The following is a 930-nucleotide window of genomic DNA, read 5'->3' on the forward strand; positions in this document are numbered from 1 at the left end:
AGCCATACATTGAAGAAACGGGTGCGTTCGGCAGCTGCATTCGGTCATTGAAATCGGAAACGGCTGCTCAGGCAGTCGAAGGTGTTGTTTGCTCACTTGACACGGGGCCGCTAATGGGTGTCAACGCGTATCCGCAATCAGGTGCCATCGTTGCCTACGGGCGGTAGAGATTGAAGGGAATCGCTTCGAGCTGCCAGCCTCGAACAGGGGCCGGCAGTTCTGCGACAGTTCCCTTAAAGGCAACACAAGACAGGTTGGCCGGACGCACACCATCGACAGGCCACGCACAGACGTAGCCCCCGGTGTCGCATGACGCTTGCCTTTACCGGTGAAGAGGCCGATTCTCATCGGTCGCCGGTGGACAACCGGACGAGTAGTGCCGCACCGATTGCGAACGCGATCTTCACCTCCGAAAGCCAGTGCTCCGCGCTCGGGCACACGACGGCCCGGGTGCTTGACGAAGTGTTGGGCGATAAGAGCGAGGCGGTGGTCAAGCCCGAGCGCGTGGACTGGTCGGCGCAAGAACGTGTGTCGGTGACGTGGTACGGGCGGATGGGCGCGCGCGATAACGGGGCGCTTGAGCGCCTGATCCGAGCGACGCATCGTGACATGATCCGCGTCTAGTTGGACGGGATCGCGCCAGGAAAGATGCGGCTCTCGTTCATTGACATCCTCCTCCCCCTCTCGCTGACGCTCGCCGGCCCAAGGCCGGGAAGGGGGAGGATTCCTGCTGCGCTACGTGATGCTCTACGTAGTCGCGTCGGCGGGTTCCTGCTTCACCGAGTGGCCTGACTGCGCCCTCTCTCGTGAGAAACTAATCATGGTTGGGTCCGTTTTCACCCCGTCGTCGAGGTAGGTGCCAGGCGGAAACCCAGTGCAGCGGCGCGGCGGTTTAGGGCCGCAATGCTGCGCTGCCGTTGCTGCTCCTCG

General features: G+C 62.3%; 1 protein-coding gene. It reads left to right on the top strand.

The annotated features are described in order from the left end of the window. Window positions 1-309: 309 nt before the first annotated feature. Entirely contained in the window at window positions 310-624 is a 315-nt protein-coding gene (locus tag DID96_RS37820) for a hypothetical protein (RefSeq protein ID WP_124604410.1), read from the top strand. The last annotated feature ends 306 nt before the right edge of the window (window positions 625-930 follow it).

It is taken from the genome of Burkholderia sp. Bp8963 (assembly GCF_003854275.1).
Lineage (GTDB): Bacteria > Pseudomonadota > Gammaproteobacteria > Burkholderiales > Burkholderiaceae > Burkholderia.

Excerpts from the sequence above, each read along its gene's own strand:
- DID96_RS37820 (WP_124604410.1), top strand. The coding sequence starts at position 310 with ATGACGCTTGCCTTTACCGGTGAAGAGGCCGATTCTCATCGGTCGCCG.